This window comes from Pseudoalteromonas sp. SG43-7 (assembly GCF_014164295.1).
Lineage (GTDB): Bacteria > Pseudomonadota > Gammaproteobacteria > Enterobacterales > Alteromonadaceae > Pseudoalteromonas > Pseudoalteromonas rhizosphaerae.
In genome coordinates this window covers 100,253-121,455 of record NZ_JACJEY010000005.1, presented here as the reverse complement: position 1 = coordinate 121,455, position 21,203 = coordinate 100,253, and the positions used below count along the sequence as shown (strand labels likewise).

Below are 21,203 nucleotides of genomic sequence, written 5' to 3'. Positions count from 1 at the left end.
TTCAGTCATAAAAGGAGTCCAATTAATTTTCTTTGCTGAGCCTAAAGGTGAATAAACACTTACTCAGCTAAAATGCGAAATTCTTTTTGTGCCAATAAATGGCCCTGTTCGTCAACAACATCAACACGCCAGTTGCCAACTTGTTCAGGTAAAATAGTTTTATTAGAGTAAGTGCGATACCGAGGAGACGTTACACCAAGCTCAATACTAGCTAGCACTTCATTTTCATAGCGCCAAACATGCTTGACCGTCTGCCCTTGCATATTTTTAAGCTCACTAAAAAATGCCATTGTTTCAGTAAATTCATTTAAACGCACATCCGCTTTAAAAACATTAACGGGTTCACGATCAACCACTTCACGGGTCAATACTGCGCGGCTTACTTTGTCGGTATCAATTTTTGCACCAAGAGCAACGCTGGCAATATGTGCGGATGTAGCAAAACTATCTGGTTGCTCCGCACTAACGTCACTTTCTACTGGCTCATTATTGGTATTTGTAGCAACAATAGTATTAGCTGCAAGTGCTTGGCTTTGTTCGGGCTGATTACTATCAACAATTTGCTGCTCTGGGCTATCAGTTATCATCGCCATTTTTAGCGATTCACTTTTATCATCCACTACACTAGCATCATTACCATCATCAGCAATATCAGTGAGTGTCGACGCTTCGCTGATTACCTCAAACTCTGTATTGTCTGCTACCGTTGTTGAAGATGCTAAAGGCGCGTCTTCTTCGCTTGTCTGTGCAACAGACTCGGCGGGGCTATCAAGGGGTTGTTGTTGATCATTTTGCTCAGCATTAACGGAGCTCAACAGGCTATAAGTAAAAATAACTAACGCAAATATCATCAGTAGCGTAACGGTAACAATGCGCTGCCAATGCCATTGATAGGTTACCTCAGGCGCGATAGGTGCAGCCTCTCGACTCATACTTGCAGTGATCACTATTTTTTGTTTCATTTTAGCCTCGGCTACTCAACACTATTTAACTTAAGCGCGCGATCAACCAGTGGCGAATAGCCATTAGTTCTTCCCCGCAGAGCTGATGGCCCATTGGGTAATCTTGCCAACTTACATCCATGTTATGCGTTGTAAGTATGTCAAACGCATGACGACCTGCATCATAAGGTACTACTTGATCTTGGCTACCATGAGCCATAAATACCGACAAATCTGTATGTTTAGCTTCAGCCGTTAACTTATCTGGCACGCACATATAAGTCGAAAGCGCCATTACACCTGCCAGTTTCTGAGTTAAACGCGGTGCTAAATGTAGCGCAATAACGCCACCTTGAGAAAAACCAGCCAATATTATTTTATCTGCAGGAATACCTTTACCAAGCTCTTGCTCAATCAACTGCTCAACCTTCGCCGCTGATTCGCGTACCCCAGTTTCATCAGCACGCTTGTCTAGATCCATAGATTTAATATCATACCAAGAACGCATTGCCATACCACCATTTATGGTGACCGGTTGTACCGGAGCATGCGGGAACACAAACCGCACACCTAATTCATCAGGCAATGCAAGTTGCGATGCGACAGGTAAAAATCCATCGCCTGAATCGCCTAAACCATGTAACCAAATAATCGTTGCTTGATGCTGGCCTTTTGCCGCGTATTCTACAAACTCTAAACTCATAGTGCTGATTGCCATTCTACCGTTTGGCCAGCTTGACGCGTTGTTGCTTCATTCATAAACTGCCAAAATTCTGCGCCCGAGCGATTATCAATCCACTTATCGCCACGCAATTCAAAATGGTGACCATTAAACTTAGTCGCAACCCATACTTGATGCAAAGGAGCTTGCTTATTAATCACAATTTTACTGCGATCAGCAAAAATAATCTCCAAAATACCTTGTGCAGATTCATAGTCTAAGTCAGCTTCACAGTCATCCACTTGTTCTTCAATGGTAAACATAAGAGCTTCGGCTAATTGGTGGTATTCATGATCAGTCATTATTGTTTCCTTTTACGGGCATTTAGCCAGATATTCGGTACGAATTGCATGCAGCTAGTGTAACAGGAATAAATTCATCCGCGAATAGCTGCATTTTTTAGATATTCTGTTAATCTGCGATTATAAAGCCAGCAACACGATTAATCTAATGAAAGAGATGCATCTTAAACAATTAAAACGACTTTCCCCACTTGGTGTACTACTCATCACTTTAGCTGGCTGCGGACAAAGCGGGCCACTGTATTTGCCAGAAGATAAAGCCGAGCCAAATAAACCACAACAAGTAACAACTCCAGTTACGCAAACACAGTCATCAACAATTGAATCGAAACAGGACCAATAATGGACTTTTTTGACTATAAAAATAATCAGCTGCATGCTGAAGACATCGCTGTCAAGGAGCTCGCCGCACAATACGGTACGCCTTGTTATATATATTCTCGCAAAACCTTTGAGCGTCATTACCTTGCCTTTGCACAGGCCGCGACCAATCATAAAAACTTAGTTTGCTATGCTGTAAAAGCCAATTCAAACATTGCTGTTTTAAATGTGCTGGCACGCTTGGGCTCAGGTTTTGATATTGTTTCTAAAGGTGAGCTTGCCCGCGTCATTGCGGCCGGAGGCGACGCTAGTAAAGTGGTTTTTTCAGGGGTTGCCAAAACAGCAGACGAGATTGCCTACGCACTCAAGCTCGGGATTAAATGTTTTAATGTTGAGTCTGTCTCAGAGCTAGATCGTATTTCCCACGTTGCCAGTGAACTTAATTTAGTCGCGCCAATTTCAATTCGTGTAAACCCTGATATCGATGCGAAAACCCATCCGTATATTTCAACGGGTTTAAAAGAAAATAAATTCGGTATCGATATTCTTACTGCAACAAGTGTTTATCAGTATGCTGCGTCATTGCCTGGCCTAAAAATCACCGGGGTTGATTGTCACATTGGCTCACAGCTGACTGAAATCAAACCATTTCTCGAAGCACTAGACAAAGTACTGGCTCTAATTGACGATTTAAAAGCCAACGGTATTGAACTCAGCCACTTAGATATTGGCGGCGGTTTAGGCGTACCATACAATGGCGAAGCGCCACCGCATCCAAGTGAATATGTGGCACATATCACCGATCGTTTAACTGATTATCAACACTTAGAGCTTATTTTTGAACCGGGCCGTGCGATTGCTGCCAATGCGGGTATTTTGGTTACAAAAGTTGAGTTTATAAAACAAAACCAAGATAAGTTTTTTGCAATCGTTGATGCCGGTATGAACGATATGTTGCGCCCTGCTTTATATCAAGCATGGCAAAAAATTGTGCCGGTAACACCGCGTAATGACGACACACCCACATACAACTTTGATATTGTCGGTCCGGTGTGTGAAACCGGTGACTTTTTAGGTAAAGATCGCCTGTTAGCCTTACAACAAGGTGATTTACTTGCCCAGCGCAGCGCTGGTGCCTACGGCTTTACCATGAGCTCAAATTATAACTCACGGCCACGTGTGGCAGAGATCATGGTCGATGGCGAGCAGAGTCATTTGATCCGCGCGCGTGAAACTCTGGAAAGTCTATGGCAAGGCGAGAAAATTTTACCATAAACTTTTTGTAACGAGGCTGCTCTGTGGCATGATTAGCGCAGAGCAACCCGAATTAGAGCGCTATGTTAGTTAATTTTTCCAAAATGCACGGCCTAGGCAACGATTTTGTTGTAATTGATAACATTACACAAAACGTTTTCTTGTCACGAGACCAAATAAAAAAACTGGCAGATCGCCATTTCGGCATCGGCTTTGACCAACTATTAATGGTTGAAGCGCCTTATTCTCCCGATCTTGATTTCCATTATCGTATTTTTAATGCTGACGGTAACGAAGTAGAACAATGCGGCAATGGTGCTCGGTGTTTTGCCCGTTTTGTACGGATGAAAGGCCTTACTAATAAACATAAAGTCACCGTATCTACCAAATCAGGTAATTTAACCTTATACATAGAAAAAGATGGCCAAGTCACCGTCAATATGGGTCACCCTAATTTCGAACCGAGCAAAATTCCACTCAAAGCGACTAAGCGTGAACTGACTTATATTATTCGAGCAGAAGAACACACCGTATTTAGTGGTGCAGTATCAATGGGTAACCCACATTGTGTACTTGAAGTTGATGATATAGAGACAGCTGACGTCAGCACTTTAGGCCCGCTACTTGAAAATCATGAACGTTTTCCACAGCGCGTTAACGTGGGGTTTATGCAAGTGATTAATTCTGAGCATATTAAATTGCGAGTTTGGGAACGTGGCGTTAACGAAACGCTCGCCTGCGGTACAGGCGCATGTGCAGCAATGGTAATTGGCCAAATTCAAAGTAAATTATCCACTACAGTACAGGTCGATTTACCGGGCGGTAGTTTGCAAATTCGCTGGCAAGGTGAAGGCCATCCAGTGCGAATGACCGGCCCTGCAGAGCATGTATTTGATGGGCAGGTCGCTTTATGAGTAACTCAAACGACCAAGTAACTAGTGAGCAAGTGAGTGAGTTTTTACAACAAAACCCATTGTTTTTAGCTCAAAATCCAGCACTATTAGCCCAACTTGAGCTGCAGCAAGTACAAGGCGCAACCTCATTGGTGCACATCCAACAGCGTCAATTGCGTGAACACAACACCATGTTGAAAAGCAAAATTGACAGCTTAATTAAGCACGCAAAAGAAAATGAGCTAATTTATAGCTTGTTCAGCGAGTGTCATCGCCAGCTTTGGACTAACTACGACTTTAAAACTTTAGCAATAAACTTACGCAATATTATTTGTACTAATCCGGCGATTAATGAATGCCACTTGCTTAAGTATGATAAAAAGTTTGCGCAACTAATTGAACACCGCTTAGAGCATAATGGCGTTTATCTGGGTCGCGTAAATCAGCAAGAGCGAGATTTACTGTTCAGCCCTGCTACACAATCAACTGCGCTCTATTTAATTGGTAACAGTCAGCACCCTATCGCTATTTTGGCCTTTGGCAGTGATGATGCAAACCACTTCGAACCGGCAAAAGATAGTTTATTTGTACTTGAGTTTGTTCGCTCACTGCAACTTAGACTGTTGGAATTGGAACTAGAGCAGGCATGAGCGAGCAGCAGCCGCCAAATGTTGAGCAATTATGTGACAAACTAAGCGATAAGTGGCGCACGCCAATCCTATTATTTAGTGATTATCTGCGCTTCGAAAGACAATACTCACCACACACTATCAGCCAGTACACCAGCCAACTTAACTTCGCTGCATTGTATTTCAGCAAACTGTGTAATGATTGGTCAAGCGTACAGGGTGAGCATATACGCCGTTACAGCATGCAACTTAGAAGCAAGCAACTAAGTGGCCGTACGATTAGTTTAAAGCTCAGCTGCATTCGCAGTTTGTATAAGTTTTTAAAAACCAAAGATATCAGTCAACAAAACCATTATCATAATCCGGCAGAAGCAATCAAAGGCCCCAAGTTTGCCAAACCCCTGCCTAAAAACCTTGATGTAGACCAAATGGCACGGTTACTTGATATTCACGATGATGATCCTCTTGCAGTTCGCGATCAGGCGATGATGGAGCTGATGTATTCATCTGGCTTACGCATTAGTGAGTTAGTTGGTGCCAATATACAAGATATAAATCGCAGTGCGGGGGAAATATTAGTCCGCGGTAAGGGCAACAAAGAACGCCTGTTACCAGTGGGAGGCAAGGCGCTAGAATCATTAAATAAATGGCTTAAACTACGCCCTCAATTTGCTCATCCAGAAGAAATTGCAGTATTTGTCAGTAGCAAAAAGTGCCGTATTTCAGCACGTCACGTTCGGCTTCGCATGCAAGAGTGGGGAATAAAACAAGGTATTAGCAGCCAAGTACACCCACATAAATTACGCCATTCATTTGCATCACATATTTTAGAATCATCGGGTGACTTGCGAGCAGTACAAGAGTTATTGGGTCACAGCAGTTTATCGGCCACCCAAGTGTATACCCATTTAGATTTTCAGCATTTAGCTAAAGTGTATGACAACACGCACCCTCGCGCTAAAAAACGTTCAAATACCGACTAGCCAGGAGCTTATATGATCCGCTTTAATCGTGCCATTTCACCTTTTACCGTATTGAGTTTTGACTTAGACGACACCTTATACAATAACCATCCGATAATTACAGCAGCCGTTCAAGCACAGATAAATTATCTAAATGCATTGCCAAACTGGCAAGCACAAGGTAAAGACTATTGGCAACAATGCCGTGAGCAGGCGCTACTTGATAACCCCGAGTTAGTCGACAATGTTACGCAGTGGCGCAAAAGCACTCTGCGTACAGCACTGGCAAAGCTCGGTTATCAAAACGCAGAGCTCGAACACCATGCTAATAATGCTTATCAAGCATTTGCTGATGCCCGCAGCCAAATTGTGGTGGATGATAAAGTGCTCGATTTACTTTCACAACTGAGTAAACGCTATCGCTTAATTGCTATTACCAATGGTAATGTAGAAATTGAACGTTTTAACTTAAATGGTGTATTTGAACTGGTTTTACAAGCAGGTATTCACGGTAAAGCTAAACCTCATACCACGATGTTTGAACAGGCCGCCGCAGCGCTTGGCGTACCAACCCGACATATTTTGCACATCGGCGATAGTTTAGACACCGATGTACAAGGTGCGCATAATGCGGGTTGTCAGTCACTTTGGTTAAATGACCAACCAGCTAAATATGCCTACAAAGGCTTAGCCGATATTGAAATAACTGATATTCAAGCGCTTAAACACTTTTTAAGCCAGCCATAATATTCTAGGAGCGAGCAATGAAAGGGACTGCTGTTACTAAATTTATCACGCTGCTGCTACTGCTATCAGTGGCACTTAATGGCTATTTATTGTGGCCACAACAGCAAGCAACAGCCCCACAAGCAGCCGTTAAATTGTCGCCATCAGTTATCGTTGAAAACAATCAGCAATCACTCTATCAGCAAGCTCTACAGCAATTTAATCAGCGACAGTTTACGGCTGCCTTAGCCAGCTACCAAGCATTAACTACAAGCCAGCCATTACAAGCTGAACAACTTTACTTTTTATGGTTAGATAAACTCGATAACTGGTTAAAAAATAATGAGCTCACAGCTGCTGAGACTTTTTTGCAATTATTTTTAAATAGCTATCCATACGATATACATATGTTGCAGCTTGATGCCGAACGTTTAGTGAAAAACCAGCAGCTACACCAAGCTATTGTTGCGTTATTCTCATTGCAATCACTTGCCAATGAAAGCCAGCAAGCAGCCATTAATATGCGTTTAATACAATTGACCATGGCACAAATAAAAACGCTTACAGAGCAGCACGCGTGGCAAAAAACCATTAATCAAACCTTAGTGTGGCTTGATTATGATAACGAAAATCCTAATTACTTATTCGCACTCGCTAATGCATATTACCATCTCGGTGACCTGCTAAGCGCGCAAGCAACATTAGATCGCTTTCCTTTGGAGCATCCATTACAAGCGAAAGTTGCTGAATTACAAACACGCATAGCACAAGCGCAAAGCGGTATTGATCTGGTGCCATTACGTCCATACGGCGCACACTATTTATTAGATATGCAAATCAACGATGCGCTCAACACCCAACTAATGATAGATACCGGGGCAAGCTTTACCGTATTACCAAATAACGTATTTCAAGCATTACGGCCAATACCCGACTATATTGATAGCTTAAGCATCAATACCGCCAACGGCCAAGTAATCGCAAAACGTTACCAACTTGATTCAATTTTAATTGGCCAGCAATATATTGAAAACTTTGAAGTGTTAGTAATTGATAACCATAGTGGGTATGGATTACTCGGCATGAATTTTTTACAGTTGTTTAAATTTAATATTAATCAACAAACTAATCAGCTAGAGTTAGCTAAATAAGGATGACTATGACACTCAACGATTTTTTAAGCCGTCTGGCTAATGAGCCACACACCATTGCATTTGCCGATACGATGGCAGTGATTGAAGCAAACTATACTTTTACAGCCTGCGCATTCAATAACCACGGCTTAAAAAGTGCCGTTGGTGAAAATAATGGCTCATGTAAAATTTTTGCTTTTGCTAAACTAAACCAACTAAGTAAACAAAATACTCTAGATTGCTTTGGCGCGTTTTATCGTGATGATGTACTTGGCAATCCTAATGAGCACGATCACATGAACATTCGCACATTTATGTTAGCACCAGAAGTAACCCCCTTCTTGGGCATTACTTTTGATGGCGAACCATTAACAGCTAACTAAGTGATTTTTCCATAAAGTAGCGGGTGCCAGAGCGAGGATAATTATCGAGTTGATATTTAACTTCATAACCACGATGTTCATAAAATGGTTTAGCTTGAAAATCTAAAGTATCAAGCTGAACTTGCAGCGCACCTAACTGCTTACCCTTTAATTCGATCGCGCTAAGTAACGTACTAGCTAGGCCTTGACCGCGTGCTTTTTCATCACACCAAAGCCAATTTATTTGCAACCAGTTACCAAATAATTGAGCAGCTACAGCCGCCACCACTTGCTGATTTTCATCAACAAATTTACACCCCAATGGCAGTCTTTGTGCATCAAAGTGAGCTTGATTATAAGCAACTATTTGCTCACGCAATAACTGTTCTAATACCTGTGAATCATCATTTTCAAACTGATACATGGTCGCTTTTTACCAAGTTAAAAGGTCAGTTTAAATGACTAGCAAGTTAATATAAATGATTTTTACCGTAAGGCACCTCAAGCATATTACTGCCCACTTTTTCACTCTGGCCACACATTTCATCGTATGCACTGGTATGACGCAATACCATTTGCGCATAACTAAGGTGGTCGAGTCGTTTTTGAATATGCAATGGACTTAAGCCACGAATAAACTCCCCTTGCTCATCCGTTACATAATACTCAACATTGTTGATCATCACCGACACTTGGTATAAAGCCATTTCCAATGAGTGAACAATAACTTTTTGCAAAGGCTGATGGTTTTTAAGTTCTGATAATTTTATCGCCATGGTGAAACCCTTTTTACAGTGGATTAAGTTATCTGTACGTTGCTTTGATATACTTTGATCAATTTAAACCGAAGCGACTTAATTTATGAGCGAGAAAACTCGTCTAGCTAAATACCTTGCCCATGCTGGCGTTTGTTCTCGTAAACAAGCCTCGCGGCTGATTGATGAAGGTGTGGTGAGCGTAAATAACCGCCCAGCCAATCATATTGATCACGTTGATGATAACGACGATATACGCGTCAATAACACGCGTGTACAAGGTAAAGCAACGCGCGTTTATTATGCCTATCACAAACCGGTAGGAATTGATTGTAAACTCAATCAACATGACCCTAGCAGCTTAATTCACCATCTACCAACAGACACCCGCGTATACCCCATTGGCAGGCTAGATAAAGATTCTCGTGGTCTGTTAATACTGACTAATGATGGTGAATTTTGTAATCAGCTGATCCATCCTGACTTCCACCAGCCAAAACGTTATTTAGTCACTGTTGATAAACCGCTTAATGATGGCTTTAGCCAAAAAATGGCAAATGGTGTGCCTGTTGATAAACATATCACACTGCCATGCACCGTGGAGAAAGTAGCCGACTGCCAATTTAGTATTATTTTAAAGCAAGGGCTGAATCGCCAAATCCGAAAAATGGCCCATTACTGTGGCTATAAAGTGATTGATCTTTACCGAGAACAAATTGCCGAGCTTAATTTGGCCACCCTAAGCCTGCCAGAAAATACCTATCGTAAAATAAATAAATCTGACATTTTAAAAAACTAATTATTTTTATATAAAATAGTTGCAAAGTTTGATTACAGGTGTAATCTTAAGTTAAAGATTACACCTGTAGGCAATATATATATGATTGAATTATCAAAAGCAGAATTTGAAGTGCTCGATGCACTTTGGCTGAACTACCCTGCTACAGCAAGCCAAATTATCGAGCGTTTAAGCGATGATAAACAATGGCACGAAAAAACCATTAAAACCTTACTCGGTCGGTTAGTAAAAAAAGGCGCACTCAGCTTTGAAAAAGATGGCCGCCAGTATATTTACACTCCTTGCATGGAACGCGCTGAATACACGCTAAAAGAAAGTCAAAATTTTATTGAGCGTTTTTTTAGTGGCCGTATCGCGCCGTTAGTCAGCGGTTTTGCTAAATCTGAGCAACTTTCTCAACAAGACATCAACGAACTTAAAAAGGTGATTGATGACTGGGAAAAACAGCAAAAGTAAGGGCTTAATATGTTAGAAAACACCTTTAACTGGCTTCTTGAGCAGCAACTATTAATCAGCTTACTGATACTCAGTTTGCTGGTTTTAGAACGCTATTCACTAAAATGGCTCAATGCTAACTTTGTCTATAAGTTATGGCTAATGTTACCAATCACATTACTGCTAGCAAATATGCCAGAGCATTTTAAGCCGCTGCCAAACAACGTCATTAGCACTATGCTGATCAGCCCCAAGCAAGGTTTTTCAACAACGATTAGTATTAGTTGGGTACTAGTTTATAGCGCTATATTTAGCATACTGGCGTTAACTGCCATCGTGGTACACCTGCGGTTTATCAACCAATTACGATTAACCAATCTTGATGATAAAGTGCTGATTGACGCACATCCCGACATGCAACTATTACAAAGTAGCGCCGTTAGTACACCAATGGTTATAGGGCTATTCAGTAATCAGCTAGTCCTACCAACCGCCTATACACAACACATTGATAGCACTGCGTTAACGCTGATCATTGAACATGAAAAAGTACATATAAAACGCGCCGATAATTTATTTAATGCGCTGGCATTAATGGCCACATTGCTGATTTGGTTTAATCCACTGGCTTGGCTTGGCTACATGAACTTTAGACGCTTGCAAGAGCTGTCGTGCGACGAAAAAGTACTGACCAATAAAACTACTCAACAACGCATTTTATACAGTAAAGCTCTGATCAACTGTGCAGCAAATAGCCGTGCAGGGTTAATAGCTTACTCACACTATGGAGATAAAAACACGATGTTACAACGACTCAATCAAATCAAACACACCGGCAATAGCTCAATGATTGCCAAAGGCGCTTTACTTATTTTTGCAGCGGGTATGATCAGCAGCTTTGCTATCGCAAAACAACCTGAAGCAATAAGTAAGGTGCAAGCTATTTCACCCATCATGCGTATTGAGCCTATTTACCCGATACAGGCAGCTGAACAAGGTATCAGCGGTTCAGTAGTATTAAAATACGATATTAGCCCAGCCGGAAAGACACAAAATGTGTCGGTTGTGAATGCCAAACCTGAAAGAGTATTCGATAAAGAGGCAAAAAAAGCGCTAATGCAATGGCAATATAAGCCTTCAAATTCAGGCTTTAAAGATGTATTGGTACAGTTAGACTTTGCAATTGACAGTAATTACAAATCAGAACAACTGATTGAAAAGGTGACTGTTGCGGCTAAGTAAATTTTAACAACCAAAGACCCTAAAGCAAGCGCCTTATTGAAGCCGCTTGCTTTAGCGTTTTAAAAAACAAAGCTTATACCAATCGACTTAAATATTTAACCATTCTAGCGAGCTAAATAAATGGTCAGTAACTTAACACGATTGGTATTACAAGCACACAACAATCATAGCGACTGCAGCAGCTAAACCAACCAGCCATGATAAAGAACGCAGTACGTCTAAATTTAGATAGTAAAAAGCACAATATAGAACGCGGGCAATAATATGAGTAATGGCTAATAGCTCAGTAACTTGGTGGACATTATTGGTGCCCAGCACGGTGGCTAACGCTACAGCAAACACGGCCAATGATTCAAAACAATTTTGATGTGCTGCCAGCGCCCTTGCGCCAAATCCGGTGAGCTTAGACTGTTGCTCTCTTGGGTGCTTATTATCGTAGCCATCGAGCTTGTTCATTGCAAATGCCACGGGGGCCTTGGCAAAGTAAGGCATCAGTACAGCAAGTAGTGCGCAAATAAGTAATATCGTCATCGTTACTCCTAATCATAGTTTTCATTAACTTAGCACAGCTAAACTGATCGCGTAATTGACTTGAGTAATAAAAAAGCCGCAATGACTTATATGAATAAATACAAGGCATTGCGACTAACAATAACATCGCGATAACTATAGCCCAAAAAGTTGGATTTGCAGCTGTGGCATATTGTCGCAGCAAAGATATTTTCATTTTATGGAATCTTAGTTCGCTTTAGAGCCCTGGCACTGGTAACTTATCCGCCTCTGTGAATTGCTGTTTTTTCATTATGACTTGGATCTTTTTAACTATTTTAGCCGCTTTTATGCAGTCGTGGCGCAACGCTTTACAAAGTAAACTAAGTGCGCATGTGAGTGTTGCAGGCGTCACCTTAGCGCGCTTTATACTTGCAAGCCCACTTGCTTTGGCATATCTCATTTCATTATATCTCTATCAAGATGCTCCCTTACCCACCTTCAACCTAGCTTTTATTAGCTACATTGTCGGCGCGAGCATAGTGCAAATTATTGCAACAGGATTAATGGTGACGTTATTTAAAATGAATAACTTTGCTGTTGGTGCTGGTCTTGCAAAAAGTGAAGCTCTCGTTGCGGCTATACTAGGAGTATTATTTTTTGGCGCGACGCTATCTTTATTCGGCTGGCTTGGCGTGTTTATTGGCTCAATTGCAGTATTACTATTAAGTGGAATTGCTAACATTAAGCACTTTAGCTTAAAAACAGCCTTACTAGGCTTGGCCTGTGGGACAGCATTTGCACTTTCCTCATCATGGATACGCGAAGCAAGCCTAAACTCAGGTCTGTCGTTTCCTTATTCCGCAGCATGGGTTTTACTGCTTATTATCAGCCTGCAAACTATCATGCTATGTGGTTATATTACAGTAAGGGAACGCTCAACATTTCGCGCTATGTGGAACCATAAAAAAACCACCAGTGCGGTGAGTTTTTTTAGCTGCATAGGCTCGATTGGTTGGTTTAGTGCGATGAGTTTACAGCATGTTGCCTATGTCAAAACCTTAGGGCAAGTAGAAGTATTTTTTACAATCTTGATCTCAGTTTTATGGCTCAAGCAGCCTTTAAAACGTCAAGATACCGCAGGGCTGGTGTTAATTGCTATAGCCGCAGTATTAGTCATGTTACCTTCGATATAAACAACAAAGGCGGCTCACTGCAACGTGGCCGCCTTTCGATTTTTTAATTCACTGAATTAATGGCTGATTTTCAATGTGATAACGCCGCTAATAATCATTAATACACCGGCAATACGGCCGAATGTTGCTGCATCATTATAAAATAGTATCCCTACTAAAAATGTTCCTGCCGCGCCAATACCTGTCCACACAGCGTAGGAAGTCCCCATCGAAATATCACGCTGTGCCAGCCATAACATAAAACCACTGGCGACCATAAACGCCACTGCAATGCCAATACCTAACCAGCGATTTTCACCCTCTTGCGACATTTTTAATCCTACAGGCCAGCCAATTTCCAGCAAGCCTGCAATAATTAAATAAATCCACGCCATTAATTTTCTCTCTTTTTCAATATTACATCGTACAGATCTTCACGACGATCTTTTAAGTTACGCACCGTGCCTTCACTGTGCAGAACTTTTAATTTATCCATATCTAAATCACTAAATAACAGCATTTCAGTATTGGGGGTTGCTTCATTAAGCGTAGCATCATGAGGGAACGAAAAATCAGACGGTGTTAATACCGCTGATTGTGAATACTGCACATCAAGACTTTCAACTTCTGGTAAGTTACCTACCGATCCGGCAATAACCACGTAGCATTCGTTTTCAATGGCCCGCGCCTGCGCGCAGTGGCGTACTCGTAAATAACTATTTTTGGTGTCGGTCCAAAATGGCACAAACAGAATATCGAGACCTTGTTTTGCTAAAATACGTGACAATTCAGGAAATTCAACATCGTAACAAATTTGAATACCCACGCGTCCAGCATCAGTATCAAATACCGCAATTTTGTCACCACCTTGAATCACCCAGTCATTTTGTTCATGAGGCGTGATATGAATTTTACGTTGTTCGTCAATTTTACCACTGCGATGGCATAAATAACTGACATTATAGATTTTATCGCCTTCAGCAAGCGGCATTGAGCCGGTGATAATATTCGCATTATACTCAATCGCCATACGCGACATCGCATCACGAAAAGTCTCCGTGTATTCGGCTAAATAACGAATAGCCTCAGTCTGATTTCTTTGCTCTGTAAGCCCCATTAGTGGCGCATTAAAAAACTCCGGAAAAAGAATAAAATCACTTTTGTAATCAGACACTGTGTCTACAAAATATTCGACCTGCGTGAGCATTTCTTCAACCGACTCAACACTGCGCATTTGCCATTGCACTGCGCCTACTCGCACTATCGACTTCGTTGATTCAAGTACCGTGTCGGTCGGTTCAAACATAATGTTATTCCACTCAAGTAGCGTGGCATAACCCACCGAATTTTGATCTTCCGGTAAATACTTTTTAAGTAAGCGTTTAACCTGGAAATCATTCGACAATTGAAAACTTAAAATTGGATCATACAGCTCTTTATGATCGACTTTGGCAATATATTCTGTTGGACTCATGTCACTGCTATGATTGTAATAACGCGGAATACGTCCGCCCGCCAAAATAGCCCGCAGATTATACTGACGACATAATTCTTTACGCGCATCATAAAGCCTGCGCCCTAAACGCATACCACGATGAGTAGGCGAAATAACCACATCTAAGCCATACAGCGCATCACCATCGGGGTCACTAAATACCCGGTCATGGCCGTCAACAATATCTTCATAGGTGTGCGGATTAGAAAAGCGCGTGTAATCAACTTGCACACTCAACGCAATCCCTACCAGCACGCCATCATCCACCATGCCCAACTGCCCTTCAGGGAACTGGTCAATCAGTCTAAATATAGTATGGCTTGGCCATGCACCACCTAAATCTGGATAAGCCTGATCCATCAAAGTTTTTACTTGTGGATACTGCTCTTTAGTTAAATTACAAATCTCAAGATGGGTTTTTTCTGCCGACATACACAACTCCTTTAGGCGTAGGACATTAAATTTGATAGTTCAATACGCGCATAATACGTGATCAGCTCTGAACGCTTGCTTAGTGCAGCATACCTAGCGCTGGTTTATTTTTAAGATAGCACCAACAACAGTGTTGAAGTAAGTATAAGTAGGTATAAATTTTTAGTTTTACACCTCTTTGCTCAGCTAACATTAACGCTGGTTTAGCGGTTTTCGACCTAAAGCTTAGGTTAATTGCACTTTATAAGAGTAAAAGTAATGGCCGAAATCAAGCGGCCACTACCTCAAAACAAGGTGGCTTTACTCATTTAAAGCTCATTTGCAGGTAATATTGTGATCTCATGCATTAGTGTTTGCGGTAATAGCGGCGTTGGTTTTGCAGCTACGTAGTCATCAAATCCTGCGCGATAAAATGGCGATAGTGGATGACCTGACTGGCCACCGGGAATGGCCATTATGGCATTTTCTAAATGCCCAGGTTGAGCAATAAATCGCTGTGACGCACCAAAACTACGCCCCTGCACTGCTGGCATATAACTGTCGCCAAATCCTGGCGCTGTCGGCATATTTAATAATTTACTTAGTTGTGGTATTTGCTGTGCGAATGGATGCTCAATAACCAATTCATTAACTGTCCCCCACTGCCAACCTTTTAAGTTACTGCCAAACTCTTTACTTAAATTACTGACAACTTGACTAAATGAATCAGTTAATTGTGCATCCCAATCAGCAAATTGTGGATTTAACCAGCTATCTGGTTGCTGTTCAATAAGCTGCCATATTGCCGGCTCTAAATCACGTTTAACATACTTTAATGAACCGCCCTGAGCCTGTAAATTTGCTTGCATAGCCGTAAATACACTATTGATAACTTCATCACGATAACGCCTAACCAGCGTGTAGCCTATTGACGTTGCACAGGCGCAACCTTGCCAGTTCTCTAACTCTTTTATGTACTGCTGATTAGCCGAACTATTTCTATTAAGCTGTTGCAGCAATAAGCTATGCCACGGTTGTAAAAAGCGCGCCTGATTATCATGCTGCAACTGGTTGAAATTAGCTTCATTAAAATGTTGCTTTTCATACAATCTATCACGAATTTGACTCGATCGTGCTCCCAAGGCATAACCACCATTACCAAAACGCTGATCATCCAAAGCCGATACAACGCGAGAGTTCCCAGTCCATAAACGGCCATCAACAGGATTTTTAACTTCCGGCCTTTGCTGTTCATTATGCTGCCAAAGTGCTGAATAGTCATTTTCCTGAACAGCTAGTTCACTGGGCTTAATACGCCCTGGAATGGCTCCCATATTTTTCCAACCCGCATTGCCTTGGCTATCTACCACCATTAAGTTTTGTACTGGAATACCTACTTCACTGGCAATCAGCAGCGCGTCATCGACTGTGGTTGCTTGTTCTAATTTCAATAAATCCATATCGACTGCATAAGGTTGATGGCCAACCCAGCTAAGCGCATAAGGCTTGCCATTTATTTCTCGCACTGGACCATACTCACTCAATGTCAGCTTATATTCTTCAATTGACCCATCGGGTAGTGCTATTTGCTCAACTTCTTGCCATGTTTTACTGTTATCAGTTAATGCTACCCAATCGGCAGTATCGAGGTAACCATTAGTAAATCCCCAGGCAATATTGTTATTAGTTCCCACCACAATTGCTGGTGCGCCAGGCAAGGAAACCCCTGTCACTTGGCTCACTTTTCCTGACATTGCATAGTTAAGTTGCGCACGATACCAAATAACCGGCACCGCCATCGACAAGTGCATATCATCCGACAGCATCCCAGCACCTGTGGTAGTTAACTGCCCAGTCACCGCCCAGTTATTACTACCACGTTCTTGATTTGCATCAATCCTGAGTAAAGCTTGTAAGGTTTGCTTAGGAAATTCAGGAATAGTTAAATTATAAGGTGCGAGTGTGCTGCCATCTAAAGCCGCTTGATATTGACTGGGTTGAGTTAAAAAACTGACCATTTCTGGGCCATAAATATCGGCAATTTGAATTAACGCTTGGTCACGTTCAAAGGTCGCCGTTTGTAAATCTAAGTACATACTGTAAATCACTAACAAACTGTCTTCACTGCGCCAAGGCTTTTGCTCAGCGCCTGTTAGTAAATATTCAAAACTGCTAAAACCTACCTGTGCTAAGCCTTCGTTAACGCCAGCGGCATAACTTGTTAATAATGCTTGATCTGCTTGAGGCAATTGCTCAACAATCGCAGCGCTGCGTTTTCGTAACTGGTGGAAGCGCATTTTTTTATCCAAACCTAATGCTGCTTTGCCAAACAGTTCACTCAATTCACCTGCAGCATTACGGCGCAACAAATCCATTTGAAAAAATCGGTCTTGACCATGTGCGAAACCTAAACCATACGCAGCATCAAGGCGGTTCTCAGCTGAAATAACTGCTTGACCCAGTTGGTCTCGGGAGATTTTTACCGCTTGGCTGACGTGGTTACTACGCCCATTACCATCAAGCGCCGGTAAGCTAATTGACAGTACACCATAAATAACTGCTGTTGCAGCTAATCCTAAAATTACGATTGCTAACACCAACCACTTGATAATTTTAAACATGAACCAGTCCTTTTACTCTTGATTAGCTCTATCATAACCATAGTTTTATGAAAAAAGTGCGGTAATTTAAATAAAAAAGCAAATAGCTCAATTGATCGGACTATTTTTATTTCCGTGATAAATTGACTATAGTTGAACAGCCAAATATAAAAGCACAAGTCGCTAATGCCATTGTTAAAAACAGATGATCACAAACAAGTCTACAAATTTAAACTGATATTTTGGTGCTCGCTCGTTTTTATTTTATTAATCAGTTTAGTGCTTGATCAGATCAGTTATAAACGTGCCCAAGAATCTCATCGACTATTAATTTTATCTGAAGTAAGTAGCTACCGTACTCAACTTGAATCAACATTAGTATCGAATATTCAATTGGTGCGTGGTTTAGCTGTTGCAGTTGCTGCAGAGCCTAATTTAGATCAACAACGTTTTGCCCAAATTGCCGCACCATTATTCGACACCTCATCTGAATTACGCAATATCGGTGGTGCACCTAATATGGTGATCCGCATGACTTACCCATTGGCAGGCAATGAAAAAGCCATAGGGCTAAACTTTTTAGAGAACAAAGCACAACGTGCAGATGCAATTCGTGCGCGTGATAACAATGAAATAGTTATGGCAGGCCCACTTACATTAGTGCAAGGTGGTGAGGCATTAATTGCCCGAGTCCCTGTTTACCTTCCCCCTGACAACCATTTTTGGGGACTGCTCTCGGTGGTACTCGACATAGACAAAATATATGAAAGAGCGGGTATTTTCGAACTAGAAGAAGACTATGATGTCGCCATCCAAGGACGCAATGGCTTGGGTCTAAAAGGAGAGTTTTTCCGTGGTAAAGCGGATATTTTAGAGCGTAACCCTCTGGAATTTACTTTAACCTTTCAAGGTGGCGAGTGGGAAATTTTTGTTACTCCTAAAGTTGGTTGGGCACCTCCAAATTCTGCGATTTGGCCGCTGAGATTAGCAATATTTACTATTTGCGGGTTACTAATTTTAGCTTTCTTATTATTCTTAAAAATGCTCAATCGCCAGCTAAGAAATGAAAAAATGCTAGTGACAATGAGTAGTCTTGCAAAAATTGGCGCTTGGTCATTTAACCTTGAAACACAACAAGTATATTGGTCAGATATGACCAAAAACATTTTCAAATATCCGCTAGACGAACAACCGAATTGGCCAACGAACTTTACTTACTTTAAAGAAGGCGAAAGCCGTGACACGATAAAAAAGCTCGTTGAGCGAGCGATTAAATATGGTGAAAGTTACGAAGTTGAGCTCGAAGTTATCGATTCTAAAGGTAATGCTTTATGGGTGTTAGTGCATGGTGAGGCCGAAATCCGTAATGGCCGTTGTATTAAGATTTTTGGCTCTTTACAAGATATAAACGTCCGTAAATGCATTGAATTAGAAAGCAGTAAAACTGCTTTGCACAATGAGGTACTCGCCTCACTTACCGTTAATAACGCAGTGCTAACTGGTAATTTAAAACAAGCAAAAGATATTATTACGCAATCAATTTGCGATGCATTTAATGTTGAACGTGCCAGTATATGGCTGTTCAATGATGCAAGAGATCAACTGCAATCATTTGCCCATCATGGTAAACACACCCCAAAGAACACTGCGTTACCAGCATGGCAGCAAACTGAGTTAAATGATTTTTTTACAGCGATTGATAATCAAGCTGTGATCCGCGCCTCAAATGCACTGAGCAATAAATTTACAGCCCCGCTTACAGCGCACTATTTAGCTCCTTTCGATATAAAATCAATGCTTTGTGTATCTATTCCTACTGGAAGCGGGGCGATTGGTATTGTTTGTGCTGAGCATTGTCAGTATCCGCGGGCATGGTCGCGTAACGAAGAAAGCTTTTTAATTGCCGTTGCCGCTTTAATTGGCAGTTTATATTCTAGCGAGCAACGTATAGAAACCGAGCAACAATTAGTCACAGCAAAAGAAGCAGCGGAACAAGCTGTAACCGCTAAAGGTGAGTTTTTAGCGAGCATGAGCCACGAAATTCGCACCCCGATGAACGGTGTGCTCGGGATGCTTAATATTGTGCAACAAACTAAGTTAGATCCTCAGCAAACGCACCATATTGAATTAGCACAATCATCAGCACAATCGCTGCTTAATATAATTAACGATATTCTGGATTTCTCAAAAATTGAAGCTGGTAAATTAGATATCGAAGAGATTGCCTTTAATTTACCGAAATTACTAGGTGAAGTGGTCGAGTCATTTGCCCTTAAAGTAGAGCAACATAATACTAAACTGATTTTAGATGCCACTAAAATTAATGTAAATAAGATTGTTAGTGACCCAAATAGGCTTCGCCAAATTATTAATAATTTACTCGGTAATGCCGTTAAATTTACTCATAATGGTGAAATTATCGTGAGCGCAAACTTAAAAAATACCACTAACGGGACTTTTTTAGATTGCTCAATTATTGATACCGGTATTGGTATTAAAGCCGACAAACAAGCTTCATTATTTGATTCTTTCACTCAGGCCGATACCTCAACTACTCGCCAATATGGCGGCACAGGCTTGGGCCTGGCGATTGTTAAGCAGCTTTGTAATTTGATGGATGGAGAAATCAATGTCACGAGTGTTTATGGCCAAGGCAGTACCTTTACTTTTTCCATTAAAGTACAGCCGCTACTGGGTAAAGAACAAGACTTACCGAGTCATTTAATTAAAAACAAACATATTTTAATTGTCGATACTTGCCCGTTAAATAGCTCAATTGCGCAAAAACAGCTAAACGTGTGGGGAGCGCGTGCGCATATCCTCAAAAACTACCTAGCCTTGAGTTATTATCTCAATTCGAGCGATGAATTGATTGATGCTGTGCTGCTTGATTATAGCTTTTTTCAGCAAGCCGACGCTGCTGCAATTAATGCATTGAAAATTTACCTAAGTGAGCATCACGTAAAACTGATCCTTATGGCGCCAATGAGTTTCTCACAAGAAGCACATGCAAACTTGCCAATCGAAGCCGATTGCATGATTTTTAAACCACTAACGCCTTCGGACTTGTTTGATTCTTTGGCGAATGAAAAATTTATCGAGCAACAACAAAATAACAATGCACTACCAGCAAGTATTGCAATCAACAATACACACTTTGTAAATCAAGACAAAATCCTGCTGGTAGAAGACAATAAAGTAAATCAAGTCGTTGCCTGTGCATTACTAAAACAAGCAGGCATTAATTTTGATATCGCTGAAAATGGTCTGGAAGCTATTGAAAAACTAAAAAGCAAAACCACAGAACCATACAAGCTATTGTTAATGGACTGCCAGATGCCAGAAATGGATGGTTACCAAGCAACTAAGGCAATCCGTAATGGGGATGCGGGTGAATACTACAAAAACGTAACTATTATTGCGTTAACCGCAAATGCTATGCAAGGCGATAGAGATAAATGCCTCAGTGCAGGAATGACTGATTACCTAACCAAACCACTCGATTTTGATGCGCTTAATCCGAAACTGCAACAATGGCTTGGCAAACAATAAAGGTGT

22 protein-coding genes are annotated in these 21,203 nt (G+C 41.3%); 13 read left to right on the top strand and 9 right to left on the bottom strand.

Annotated features, from left to right (window positions below; all coding sequences use genetic code 11):
* Positions 1-59: 59 nt before the first annotated feature.
* The 3 genes from H5200_RS03635 to cyaY are packed head-to-tail and all read right to left on the bottom strand — an operon-like array spanning position 60 to position 1,964.
* Positions 60-962 carry a DUF2914 domain-containing protein gene (locus tag H5200_RS03635; protein ID WP_182739436.1) on the bottom strand — a complete coding sequence of 301 codons (903 nt, stop codon included), beginning with the start codon at positions 960-962 and terminating at the stop codon, positions 60-62.
* Between the two features lie 25 nt (positions 963-987).
* The gene (locus H5200_RS03630; protein WP_149982182.1) at positions 988-1,644 is read right to left on the bottom strand and encodes an alpha/beta hydrolase; all 657 of its coding nucleotides are present in this window, start codon (positions 1,642-1,644) and stop codon (positions 988-990) included.
* The gene (gene cyaY, locus H5200_RS03625) at positions 1,641-1,964 is read right to left on the bottom strand and encodes an iron donor protein CyaY (protein ID WP_145239944.1); all 324 of its coding nucleotides are present in this window, start codon (positions 1,962-1,964) and stop codon (positions 1,641-1,643) included. Before cyaY ends, H5200_RS03630 begins: the two co-directional genes overlap by 4 nt.
* Before the next feature lie 148 nt (positions 1,965-2,112).
* Between cyaY and H5200_RS03620 the strand changes: the two genes are divergently transcribed.
* The 8 genes from H5200_RS03620 to H5200_RS03585 all read left to right on the top strand — a co-directional run bounded on the left by H5200_RS03620 (position 2,113) and on the right by H5200_RS03585 (position 8,265).
* Positions 2,113-2,307, top strand: a complete 195-nt coding sequence (locus H5200_RS03620) for an LPS translocon maturation chaperone LptM (RefSeq protein WP_145239946.1) — start codon at positions 2,113-2,115, stop codon at positions 2,305-2,307.
* Positions 2,307-3,560 (top strand): diaminopimelate decarboxylase, encoded by a 1,254-nt coding sequence (lysA, locus tag H5200_RS03615; RefSeq protein WP_149982184.1) that lies wholly within the window; start codon positions 2,307-2,309, stop codon positions 3,558-3,560. Before H5200_RS03620 ends, lysA begins: the two co-directional genes overlap by 1 nt.
* Before the next feature lie 62 nt (positions 3,561-3,622).
* Positions 3,623-4,453, top strand: a complete 831-nt coding sequence (gene dapF / locus H5200_RS03610) for a diaminopimelate epimerase (protein WP_145239950.1) — start codon at positions 3,623-3,625, stop codon at positions 4,451-4,453.
* On the top strand, positions 4,450-5,082 hold the full coding sequence (locus H5200_RS03605; protein ID WP_182717475.1) for a DUF484 family protein: 633 nt from the start codon (positions 4,450-4,452) through the stop codon (positions 5,080-5,082). The genes dapF and H5200_RS03605 overlap by 4 nt, the downstream gene beginning before the upstream one ends.
* A complete protein-coding gene (locus tag H5200_RS03600; RefSeq protein ID WP_182717476.1) occupies positions 5,079-6,044 on the top strand; it encodes a tyrosine recombinase XerC in 966 nt (321 codons plus the stop codon). The genes H5200_RS03605 and H5200_RS03600 overlap by 4 nt, the downstream gene beginning before the upstream one ends.
* A gap of 12 nt (positions 6,045-6,056) precedes the next feature.
* Positions 6,057-6,770: an HAD-IA family hydrolase gene (locus H5200_RS03595; protein ID WP_182739437.1), complete on the top strand. Its 714-nt coding sequence runs from the start codon at positions 6,057-6,059 to the stop codon at positions 6,768-6,770.
* 17 nt (positions 6,771-6,787) lie between these two features.
* Entirely contained in the window at positions 6,788-7,900 is a 1,113-nt protein-coding gene (locus H5200_RS03590; RefSeq protein WP_182760958.1) for a retroviral-like aspartic protease family protein, read from the top strand.
* Between the two features lie 8 nt (positions 7,901-7,908).
* Positions 7,909-8,265 (top strand): HopJ type III effector protein, encoded by a 357-nt coding sequence (locus tag H5200_RS03585; RefSeq protein WP_145239960.1) that lies wholly within the window; start codon positions 7,909-7,911, stop codon positions 8,263-8,265.
* Here H5200_RS03585 and H5200_RS03580 read toward each other — a convergent pair.
* Both H5200_RS03580 and H5200_RS03575 read right to left on the bottom strand, forming a co-directional pair.
* Entirely contained in the window at positions 8,258-8,668 is a 411-nt protein-coding gene (locus H5200_RS03580) for an N-acetyltransferase (RefSeq protein WP_182739439.1), read from the bottom strand. The genes H5200_RS03585 and H5200_RS03580 overlap by 8 nt on opposite strands.
* A 46-nt stretch (positions 8,669-8,714) precedes the next feature.
* Positions 8,715-9,020, bottom strand: coding sequence for a DUF6482 family protein (locus H5200_RS03575; RefSeq protein WP_145239964.1), 306 nt, complete (start codon positions 9,018-9,020; stop codon positions 8,715-8,717).
* Positions 9,021-9,105: 85 nt separating this feature from the next.
* Between H5200_RS03575 and H5200_RS03570 the strand changes: the two genes are divergently transcribed.
* From H5200_RS03570 to H5200_RS03560, 3 genes are all read left to right on the top strand, one after another.
* Positions 9,106-9,798 (top strand): pseudouridine synthase, encoded by a 693-nt coding sequence (locus tag H5200_RS03570; RefSeq protein ID WP_145239966.1) that lies wholly within the window; start codon positions 9,106-9,108, stop codon positions 9,796-9,798.
* 81 nt (positions 9,799-9,879) lie between these two features.
* The gene (locus H5200_RS03565; protein ID WP_145239968.1) at positions 9,880-10,254 is read left to right on the top strand and encodes a BlaI/MecI/CopY family transcriptional regulator; all 375 of its coding nucleotides are present in this window, start codon (positions 9,880-9,882) and stop codon (positions 10,252-10,254) included.
* A gap of 9 nt (positions 10,255-10,263) precedes the next feature.
* The gene (locus H5200_RS03560; RefSeq protein WP_182739440.1) at positions 10,264-11,475 is read left to right on the top strand and encodes a TonB family protein; all 1,212 of its coding nucleotides are present in this window, start codon (positions 10,264-10,266) and stop codon (positions 11,473-11,475) included.
* Positions 11,476-11,622: 147 nt separating this feature from the next.
* Here the strand turns inward: H5200_RS03560 and H5200_RS03555 are convergent, their stop codons facing one another.
* Positions 11,623-12,006 carry an MAPEG family protein gene (locus H5200_RS03555; RefSeq protein WP_182730742.1) on the bottom strand — a complete coding sequence of 128 codons (384 nt, stop codon included), beginning with the start codon at positions 12,004-12,006 and terminating at the stop codon, positions 11,623-11,625.
* A 272-nt stretch (positions 12,007-12,278) separates the two neighbouring features.
* Here H5200_RS03555 and H5200_RS03550 point away from each other — a divergent pair, with 272 nt between their 5' ends.
* The gene (locus H5200_RS03550; RefSeq protein WP_182760957.1) at positions 12,279-13,160 is read left to right on the top strand and encodes a DMT family transporter; all 882 of its coding nucleotides are present in this window, start codon (positions 12,279-12,281) and stop codon (positions 13,158-13,160) included.
* A 56-nt stretch (positions 13,161-13,216) separates the two neighbouring features.
* Here H5200_RS03550 and H5200_RS03545 read toward each other — a convergent pair whose 3' ends face one another.
* The 3 genes from H5200_RS03545 to H5200_RS03535 all read right to left on the bottom strand — a co-directional run bounded on the left by H5200_RS03545 (position 13,217) and on the right by H5200_RS03535 (position 17,666).
* Positions 13,217-13,534 carry a multidrug efflux SMR transporter gene (locus H5200_RS03545; RefSeq protein WP_087531228.1) on the bottom strand — a complete coding sequence of 106 codons (318 nt, stop codon included), beginning with the start codon at positions 13,532-13,534 and terminating at the stop codon, positions 13,217-13,219.
* A complete protein-coding gene (locus tag H5200_RS03540) occupies positions 13,534-15,066 on the bottom strand; it encodes a bifunctional GNAT family N-acetyltransferase/carbon-nitrogen hydrolase family protein (protein ID WP_145239976.1) in 1,533 nt (510 codons plus the stop codon). The genes H5200_RS03545 and H5200_RS03540 overlap by 1 nt, the downstream gene beginning before the upstream one ends.
* 308 nt (positions 15,067-15,374) lie before the next feature.
* On the bottom strand, positions 15,375-17,666 hold the full coding sequence (locus H5200_RS03535) for a penicillin acylase family protein (protein WP_182760956.1): 2,292 nt from the start codon (positions 17,664-17,666) through the stop codon (positions 15,375-15,377).
* A 165-nt stretch (positions 17,667-17,831) separates the two neighbouring features.
* On the opposite strand from H5200_RS03535, the gene H5200_RS03530 reads away from it, so the two are divergent.
* Positions 17,832-21,197 (top strand): ATP-binding protein, encoded by a 3,366-nt coding sequence (locus H5200_RS03530; RefSeq protein ID WP_182717480.1) that lies wholly within the window; start codon positions 17,832-17,834, stop codon positions 21,195-21,197.
* Positions 21,198-21,203 lie beyond the last annotated feature (6 nt).

What these genes read in the sequence shown, in the direction of transcription:
- H5200_RS03590 (WP_182760958.1), top strand. Translation starts at nt 6,788, where the DNA reads ATGAAAGGGACTGCTGTTACTAAATTTATCACGCTGCTGCTACTGCTA.
- H5200_RS03560 (WP_182739440.1), top strand. Translation starts at nt 10,264, where the DNA reads ATGTTAGAAAACACCTTTAACTGGCTTCTTGAGCAGCAACTATTAATC.
- H5200_RS03630 (WP_149982182.1), bottom strand. Translation starts at nt 1,644, where the DNA reads ATGAGTTTAGAGTTTGTAGAATACGCGGCAAAAGGCCAGCATCAAGCA.
- H5200_RS03585 (WP_145239960.1), top strand. Translation starts at nt 7,909, where the DNA reads ATGACACTCAACGATTTTTTAAGCCGTCTGGCTAATGAGCCACACACC.
- H5200_RS03535 (WP_182760956.1), bottom strand. Translation starts at nt 17,666, where the DNA reads ATGTTTAAAATTATCAAGTGGTTGGTGTTAGCAATCGTAATTTTAGGA.
- H5200_RS03565 (WP_145239968.1), top strand. Translation starts at nt 9,880, where the DNA reads ATGATTGAATTATCAAAAGCAGAATTTGAAGTGCTCGATGCACTTTGG.
- H5200_RS03540 (WP_145239976.1), bottom strand. Translation starts at nt 15,066, where the DNA reads ATGTCGGCAGAAAAAACCCATCTTGAGATTTGTAATTTAACTAAAGAG.
- H5200_RS03635 (WP_182739436.1), bottom strand. Translation starts at nt 962, where the DNA reads ATGAAACAAAAAATAGTGATCACTGCAAGTATGAGTCGAGAGGCTGCA.
- H5200_RS03595 (WP_182739437.1), top strand. Translation starts at nt 6,057, where the DNA reads ATGATCCGCTTTAATCGTGCCATTTCACCTTTTACCGTATTGAGTTTT.
- H5200_RS03580 (WP_182739439.1), bottom strand. Translation starts at nt 8,668, where the DNA reads ATGTATCAGTTTGAAAATGATGATTCACAGGTATTAGAACAGTTATTG.
- H5200_RS03620 (WP_145239946.1), top strand. Translation starts at nt 2,113, where the DNA reads ATGAAAGAGATGCATCTTAAACAATTAAAACGACTTTCCCCACTTGGT.
- H5200_RS03545 (WP_087531228.1), bottom strand. Translation starts at nt 13,534, where the DNA reads ATGGCGTGGATTTATTTAATTATTGCAGGCTTGCTGGAAATTGGCTGG.
- H5200_RS03600 (WP_182717476.1), top strand. Translation starts at nt 5,079, where the DNA reads ATGAGCGAGCAGCAGCCGCCAAATGTTGAGCAATTATGTGACAAACTA.
- H5200_RS03570 (WP_145239966.1), top strand. Translation starts at nt 9,106, where the DNA reads ATGAGCGAGAAAACTCGTCTAGCTAAATACCTTGCCCATGCTGGCGTT.
- dapF (WP_145239950.1), top strand. Translation starts at nt 3,623, where the DNA reads ATGTTAGTTAATTTTTCCAAAATGCACGGCCTAGGCAACGATTTTGTT.
- H5200_RS03605 (WP_182717475.1), top strand. Translation starts at nt 4,450, where the DNA reads ATGAGTAACTCAAACGACCAAGTAACTAGTGAGCAAGTGAGTGAGTTT.
- H5200_RS03550 (WP_182760957.1), top strand. Translation starts at nt 12,279, where the DNA reads ATGACTTGGATCTTTTTAACTATTTTAGCCGCTTTTATGCAGTCGTGG.
- lysA (WP_149982184.1), top strand. Translation starts at nt 2,307, where the DNA reads ATGGACTTTTTTGACTATAAAAATAATCAGCTGCATGCTGAAGACATC.
- H5200_RS03575 (WP_145239964.1), bottom strand. Translation starts at nt 9,020, where the DNA reads ATGGCGATAAAATTATCAGAACTTAAAAACCATCAGCCTTTGCAAAAA.
- cyaY (WP_145239944.1), bottom strand. Translation starts at nt 1,964, where the DNA reads ATGACTGATCATGAATACCACCAATTAGCCGAAGCTCTTATGTTTACC.
- H5200_RS03530 (WP_182717480.1), top strand. Translation starts at nt 17,832, where the DNA reads ATGCCATTGTTAAAAACAGATGATCACAAACAAGTCTACAAATTTAAA.
- H5200_RS03555 (WP_182730742.1), bottom strand. Translation starts at nt 12,006, where the DNA reads ATGACGATATTACTTATTTGCGCACTACTTGCTGTACTGATGCCTTAC.